Consider the following 6,730-nt stretch of genomic DNA (forward strand, 5'->3'; position numbering starts at 1 on the left):
TATTTAGCTGACAGTATGAGAATCGTGGCAACGACGGTCGTAACGCCGCGGTCACGGCTACCGTCCATCGCTCACTCCGGCGCAGGCGACCAGACTGCCACTCATACCAATACAACGGCCTGTTCCGGGGGTATACATTTCGATCCACATATCAATTCTAATATTAGTCATCACTGTCTAGTCACACGCCACATGAGAGTGGGAAATACGCGCTCTATTCAGTATGCCCTGTTGAGATCCTCATGAACTGGAAAATATCGCGTGCTGAATAGAGGGAATGTAGTGACCGGCCCGCACATTGAACGCTTAGCAGCGTCACCAAGTGACGTACAGGTTGCGGGCCGTCACATCCTCATTCGTTTGGTGAGTGTAATGCGCCTGTCGATGGCGTTCAATTATAGCGGATATCCACTCAGCGGCGAGTGGGTTAAGCTACGCCGCGCGTTTCAGTATCTGTGGGACCACAACGACCTCGAGACAGGCGAGTACGAGTGTAAACAGACGCGCTACGCCACTAAACACGGTAAACCCGATTACAGCGATAATCGCGGCGTTGATGAACGGAACTCCGTAATGAAACACCGGTTGTTCGAGTACAGAGGGCATCAGTTTATACTGTAACAGATCATATATAAAACCTTATAAAAAGCAACGAGGGTAACTGCGGCGTCGGATCTGTCTCTTACGGGAGTACAAGGAGAAAGCCTCGCGCTTCAGCGCGAGGAGGATATCAATCGTGACTCCGATCGCTGTAGTTTGGTTAAGAAGGCGATCCAAATATAGTTTTCAGCTACCAGCTGTCTCAGTCTATCTTTTGCTAGGAGGATGGGATTCCAACGAAGTCAGTTGTGTAATATTTATTTGCTGGTAGAAATCACTCCATCTTGTGGTTCCATTAGGTTCCCTCTCTCAATCGGCGAGTTGCCCTGATTACTTGCGGATTCGAGTTGAGTAACTCATGGCTCCACACATACACGTTTCAGAGCCATAACCTCACGATCCAGATCAATGTCAACACGCCCTCCATCTGACGATTCAGACGAACAGTCATCCGATGATGAGCTCACCGACTGGCCACCAGGCAACTCGGATCAGCACGAGTCGTCCCCACCGTGGATTCCGCTTGGCATTGTTGGCATCCTTGCTGTTGCCATAGGGTGGTTCTTCCGACCGTGGCTCCATGGACTCATCTACGCGGTGTACACGACGCCGCTACTGCTGTTTGGTATCGTTGCCGGTAGCATCGCTGCGTGGGCCACCGCACGGGCGGGTGGTGGCGTTGAGACGGTCGTCAACGCGTTCACCAGCAATGACCACACGATTACCCCACTTCGTGTCGGGGTAGTCGTCCTCGTGATCACTGCGTTTGCGCTGATGCCCGTCGCCAACGCGGTTGCCGGCGTCACATTGAGCGACCAAACGATGAGCCAGACAGCCACCGTTGAGCGACTCGACGATGTTGATGCCGATAATCCACGTATCGTCACGCGAGCGGTTGCCGATCGGTACGCATCGAACACGCTCAATCGGCCGCAGTACCGCGTCGGTGACACAGACATTAGCGTGGTGAACGGGACTCCCTACTGGGCGGCACCGCTCGCTCCGGACGGCCTGTTCAATAAGATCACCAAACGACAGGCCGGGACCGTCCTCGTCGATATGACAACCCAGCAGGCGAATGTACGGTCCGTTGATGGCGAGCTTGAGACCGGTGTCGGGACGATCTTCCACCGGAACTATCGGTGGGAACTCCTCAAATCGCAGGCGTATCTTGTCGACTACGGTGACCCGAAAATGGTCATTCACAACAATACCCAATATATCGCCGTCCCGTACTCGGAACCAACATTCCACCTGACGCCGCTTCCGCACTCTACACCACAGTGGGGAGGCGTCGCCGTCATCGATCCAAGCGGTTCGATCGAAACGCTCTCTCCCTCTGAGGCTACAGCCAGCCCAATTCTCGACAATCAGCAGCTGTACCCTAAGAATTTGGCGCTTCAGTCGGTCGCTGCGACGAAGTACCGCAACGGAATTCTCAACACCTACACCAGTCACGAAGACGAAATTGAGATCGCACCGCTCCCCGGAGACGAAAATGACCAGCCGTTCTTTATCCTCTCTGAGTCAGGTCCGCAATACGTTGTCGCCGTCGAACCGTACGGCAACGCACAGGGACTTCAAGAGCTGTGGACCATCGATGGTCAAAACGGAACCTTCGAACGGTACGTGCCAGCCGACTCACTGTTCGGCCCACAGCGAGCAGCGGACCTCGTAAGGCAGTCAGCACCACAAACAGATTGGGACCGCTTTACCCCAGCCGAGCCGATCCTTACAGTTATCGACGATCGAGAGTACTGGCAAGTACGCGTCGTCCCTGAGGACAACAGTGGGATCGCATACGTTGCATTTGTCGACGCAAGATCCGGTGACGTCGATTCATTTGAACAGACTGACGCAATCACGCAGTTCCTCGGAGGGGAGACCCCAGTTGAGACACCCACAGAGACGGACCCAACTGACACGACTGCGGGGGCGCCGACAGTCATCGTCCAACGAGTTGCTGAGAACGGCACTGTAATCGAAACCATGACAGTGTACGACGACGAATCGGTCGAGATCCGGACACCAACAAACAGCACTGCTGGCACAGAGAACGCGACCGCTAGAGCGCCAGGAAGCTAGACACAGTTGCGTATACGGAAATTCGAGGCGAAAGTCTCATATTCACCGCGGGGACGAAGCCGATAACAGGGCAACAACCGCCGAAATTAAGCCACAGCGCATGTCGCGTTGACAGCCCCCTTGTGCTGTAGCGCGAGGCTTTCTCTTTATGACGTCGCCACTCGGTAGTATTATTACTTGTCAGCAGTCACCTGAAACGATGCCCTCCAAACGGACGTTCGCGAAGCGCGTAGCCGCGCTCGCAGCGACTGGGTTTGGAATCGGTGGACCGATCGACGCTCTGACCTCCGAACCGCCGCCCGACTCGTCCCTCGCGGTTGGCTCGACCGGGGCCACCGTCGAGTCGGACGGCGAGACGCAAAGCGACCAGGCCAGCCCAGGATCCGACAGGCCACGCTCCGCGGTCGCCGCTGGAAGCTACGACCCGGCAGCAACCACGTCAAGTGCCGTCGACACCGTCGTGACGGGCCGGATCGATCCGGCAGTTCTGACGGCGACCGGGCTCCCAAGCGGAATAGGGACTAGGGTTCAACGCCTCCTCGATCGGTACGAGAGCGTGTCGCTTGACGGCGTGCGACAGGCGGCCGGCAGCGCGGCGCTCACCGAGAAAGGACCAGAGGGGTGCGCGGTCGCGGTCGGTGACATCAACGCGTCGGAGCTCGCTGCGGAACTCGACGCTGACCCCGATGTGGCCCGCGAGGTGAAAGACGACTCCGGGTTCGCTCGGTTCCGAGCGCGGAACCTAGGGTCGGCGGTCGCCGTCACGGCGGATGAACTCGTGGTGGCGTACGGCCCAACGCCTGCGGTTGCCGCGACACACCGCGACGCTGGACTCGACGGTGACCGCGGGCGTCGGGCAGGAACGACTGCGAGCTTCGGGTCGCTTCCGCCCTTGCTTGACGGCGACGCGACGGTGTGTGTCGATCTGGGAGCGGACGCCCGGGAACATCTCACGAGCCTGCTGGCCGACGCGCCGGGAGAGTTCCGAACCGCGGTCGACGCGTCGGCCGCAGTTGGGGCATCACTCCGTGTGACCGACAAGGGGTCCGAGAGCGGCGGAGCGCCCGGAGATGGTGGCAGCGGCTCAGACGGTCCGAGCGTCGCGTTGCGGTACGGCGCGGTCGCGGACCCTCGTCGACTTGACAGGGAGACAGCGGAGGCGATAGCAAGGGCGGCCCGCGAAGGAGAGACTTCGCTGTCGGACGCGACCGTCTCCAGACACGGACGGACCGTGATCGTCGACGCCGCCGCCGAGAGCGAGCTGTTCGCGTCCCACGCGTCGCTGTTCGACGCAGCCGTGGGCGACCCGATCGAGGTGACCGACGCGTGAGCGGCGGCGACGACCGCGGCGGCGTCTACCACGACACCGCCGATCGCGATAGAAATACAGACGTATCGACGGACAAACGCGCATGCGAATCCACGATGACGACGATACAGCACACGACGTCGCGACCGCGGCACCAAACGAGGACGAATCGATGAGTTCCGACGACTCGCCGTCGAGAACACCGGACGACACCGACGACGCGAACGCCGCGGCGGACGATCGGTCGACCGACGCGCGCTCGCCGCCGACCGCCGAGCGATCGGCTTCCGGAGACACGAGCGCGACGGGGTTCGACCGGATCGAGACGCGACACGCGGTCGGCGTCGCGGTAATCCTCGCGGTGGCCGCGGGGCTGCTGGTCGCGCCCGGCGTGTACGGCGCCGTCACCGGTCCAGACGGCACCGTCGCTGTGGTCGAAATCGACGGAACCATCGATTCAGCAACGGCCCAACACGTTGAGGACAACCTCCGCGACGCCCGCACGAACGACTCAATCGAAGCGGTCGTCCTTGAGGTTAACAGCGGAGGCGGCCTCCCCGCACAGAGCGAACGGATGTACGCCGCGGTTGACCGCACCGCGTCGGTGATGCCCGTCTACGCCGCCGTCGACACGCTCGGCGCGTCGGGCGCCTACCTCGCGATTGCGCCAGCCGACCGCATTTACGTCGCGCCCTCCGCGCAGGCGGTCGGCAGCGTCGGCGTCGCCGGCACCGCGCCGGCCCCAAGCGGTCCCAGCGCCGGGACGACCGGGCCGGACAAACGCGGGAGCGACCCGGACACCCAACGCGAGCGCCGACAGACGCTCGCGAACCTCTTCCTGGAGAACGTGCTCGAACAACGCGGCGAGGAGATCGAACTCGACCGCGAGGCGATCGCCCACGCCGACGCGTACCTTGGCACCGAGGCAGTTGAGAATGGCTTCGCCGACCGGTTTGGGTTCGTCGACGGCGCGGTCGCCGACGCTGCGAGCGAAGCGGGACTCAACGATTACGCGGTCGACACCCGCCGCACCGAGAGCCGCATCCCCGGCGGCATTCCGCTGTTGGAACAAGACGACGGTACGGTCGTCGTCGACGGCTCGAAAAAGCAGTTCGGCGACGGGCTGATACTCGCAGTCGCGCCGCAGGCGTGGGACGAAACTGTCGGCGACGACGTGATCATGACGAGCTACACTGGACAGTTACCTACAGACGGCGACGCAGCGGACGCGATGACTGACGACACGGCCACGGTCAACAGAGGTGACGGTGAATGAATGTCGACCTGCGAACGACGGTCGGCGCGTTCGCGCTGGTCTTCCTCGCGGTCGTCGGCGTCGCCGCCGTCGGCGGCGTCGTCCTTGACGGCGGATCGCCCGAGACCGACGCCGTTGCGGACGACCACTGGCGGTTGGACACGGTCGAGCCGGAAACCGTCAGCGAGGGCGGCGAGGTCGAAATGGAGAGCTCCGAACCGTCGAACACCGTCGTCGTCCACCTCGGCGGCGCGGCGGCTGGACTCGGCGGCAGCGCGCCGGTCCTACCGATCGAAGACGGCGATGCGCCCACGAAAGCGGACATCGGGTCCCTCGGCGGTGTCCGGCGCGGTGTCGCACCGCTAACCGCGGCGCTCGTCGAGAGCGGCCATGAGGTTCGGTTCTACGGAGGAGCCTTCGGCGCGGAACCGCTGCCGTCGCTGCTCTCGGACGCGGACGCGTTCGTCACCACGAGTCCCAGCGCCTTGTCGGCAAGCGATACCGACGCGGTTGAGTCGTTCGTCGAAGCCGGCGGTCGGACGCTTGTGACGAGCGATCCGGGCGGCACCGGCGCGCTTACCGACTTCGGCTCGCCGTTTGGCGTCTACGGTAAGGCGGGGTACGTATACGACATGGAGCACAACGACGCGAACTACCTCAGCGTACTCGGCGAGCCGACCGGCTCGGGGTCGCTGACGGAAGGCGTTGAGGAGGCAGTCTTCCGCGGCGCCGCGCCGATCGGCGTGGCCGGTGGATCGACAACGTTCACCACCGCGGAGACGTCACAACTGTCAACGACTCGTGAGACCGGCTCCTACGGGGTCGCAGTCCGTAGCGACTCACTCGCAGTGTTCGGGGACTCGAGCTTCCTCGAACCGGAGAATGCCGGCCGTGCCGACAACGGCGTGCTGATCGGCAACATCGCGGACTTCCTCGTGACCGGACCGAACCCCGACGTGTCATTTGGACCGGGAGCCGGTCCGGGTGGGGCAGTTCCGCCGGGGGCAACGGTCCCACCGGGCGGGACGACGCCGCCGCCTGAACCACCGGAGCCGTCGGGCAACGAGACTGACCCATCCGGCAACGCGACCGCGTAGTCAACGCCGATCCGTAACGGCGCGGTCGAGTTAATTTTGGCGTGAGTTTTGATGAACCGCCTCGGAGTCAAGCCTCAGGACACTCGCCTTGTTCATATTGTAGAAACAGCACCGCCATATTAAAACGCGATTCAGTGAAAAGCGCTACTGAGACCCCTACCAACACCCGATGTACCGAAACGCTCCATAAACTCTAATAGAACAGGAAACCGCTGAGCCGGCGCAGGAGGACGCTGAAAATTTCCTTCGATCTTCGGACCCGTCGGGGAGCGGACCGAAATACGAGGCGCGTGGGGAGACCGTGCTGGCGTTCTACGAGTATCTATGCGACCACCTATAGTAGTTGCTAGAAATAATTACTCACTTTTGGAATCGAGAGTTGAT

The 6,730-nt window shown here is 61.6% G+C and carries 5 protein-coding genes; 4 read left to right on the forward strand and 1 reads right to left on the reverse strand.

The genetic code is table 11. From position 1 onward, the window contains the following. Positions 1–432 precede the first annotated feature (432 nt). Positions 433–606 carry a hypothetical protein gene (locus tag Z052_RS20615; RefSeq protein WP_167330249.1) on the reverse strand — a complete coding sequence of 58 codons (174 nt, stop codon included), beginning with the start codon at positions 604–606 and terminating at the stop codon, positions 433–435. A gap of 402 nt (positions 607–1,008) precedes the next feature. Between Z052_RS20615 and Z052_RS16810 the strand changes: the two genes are divergently transcribed. The 4 genes from Z052_RS16810 to Z052_RS16825 all read left to right on the forward strand — a co-directional run bounded on the left by Z052_RS16810 (position 1,009) and on the right by Z052_RS16825 (position 6,346). After that, entirely contained in the window at positions 1,009–2,685 is a 1,677-nt protein-coding gene (locus Z052_RS16810; protein ID WP_099289274.1) for a hypothetical protein, read from the forward strand. 199 nt (positions 2,686–2,884) lie between these two features. Next, positions 2,885–4,015: a hypothetical protein gene (locus Z052_RS16815; protein ID WP_094521184.1), complete on the forward strand. Its 1,131-nt coding sequence runs from the start codon at positions 2,885–2,887 to the stop codon at positions 4,013–4,015. A 151-nt stretch (positions 4,016–4,166) separates the two neighbouring features. Continuing rightward, complete coding sequence (locus Z052_RS16820) at positions 4,167–5,270, forward strand: S49 family peptidase (protein WP_094521199.1); 1,104 nt, start codon at positions 4,167–4,169, stop codon at positions 5,268–5,270. Then, positions 5,267–6,346: a hypothetical protein gene (locus Z052_RS16825; protein ID WP_094580660.1), complete on the forward strand. Its 1,080-nt coding sequence runs from the start codon at positions 5,267–5,269 to the stop codon at positions 6,344–6,346. The genes Z052_RS16820 and Z052_RS16825 overlap by 4 nt, the downstream gene beginning before the upstream one ends. Positions 6,347–6,730: the final 384 nt, after the last annotated feature.

It is taken from the genome of Halorubrum sp. C191 (assembly GCF_002727095.1).
GTDB lineage: Archaea > Halobacteriota > Halobacteria > Halobacteriales > Haloferacaceae > Halorubrum > Halorubrum ezzemoulense.

Coding starts and splice junctions, on each gene's coding strand:
- Z052_RS20615 (WP_167330249.1), bottom strand. CDS start 606: ATGCCCTCTGTACTCGAACAACCGGTGTTTCATTACGGAGTTCCGTTC.
- Z052_RS16810 (WP_099289274.1), top strand. CDS start 1,009: ATGTCAACACGCCCTCCATCTGACGATTCAGACGAACAGTCATCCGAT.
- Z052_RS16815 (WP_094521184.1), top strand. CDS start 2,885: ATGCCCTCCAAACGGACGTTCGCGAAGCGCGTAGCCGCGCTCGCAGCG.
- Z052_RS16820 (WP_094521199.1), top strand. CDS start 4,167: ATGAGTTCCGACGACTCGCCGTCGAGAACACCGGACGACACCGACGAC.
- Z052_RS16825 (WP_094580660.1), top strand. CDS start 5,267: ATGAATGTCGACCTGCGAACGACGGTCGGCGCGTTCGCGCTGGTCTTC.